1 protein-coding gene is annotated in these 222 nt (G+C 67.1%); it reads left to right on the top strand.

The genetic code is table 11. From position 1 onward, the window contains the following. Nucleotides 1–222 (top strand): IS66 family insertion sequence element accessory protein TnpB (gene tnpB, locus G6O54_RS37220; protein WP_165236264.1); only part of this gene is annotated, 222 nt, incomplete at both ends.

The following is a 222-nucleotide window of genomic DNA, read 5'->3' as shown; positions in this document are numbered from 1 at the left end:
GACCACCAGCCGCGCCTTCCTCTGCACCAAGCCCGTCGACATGAGGAAAGGATTCGACGGACTCTCCGGCCTCGTCCGGTCCTGCTTCGACCAGGACCTCCTCAGCGGCCACCTCTTCCTCTTCGTCAACCGCCGCGGCGACCGCCTCAAGGCGCTCTACTTCGACCGCGACGGGCTGGCCCTATGGTACAAGCGGCTCGAGGCCGGCACCTTCCAGGTCCC

The sequence above is a fragment of the Aquisphaera insulae genome (genome assembly GCF_011064615.1).
GTDB classification, from domain to species: Bacteria; Planctomycetota; Planctomycetia; order Isosphaerales; family Isosphaeraceae; genus Aquisphaera; species Aquisphaera insulae.
This window is presented reverse-complemented; position numbering and strand designations above follow the sequence as displayed.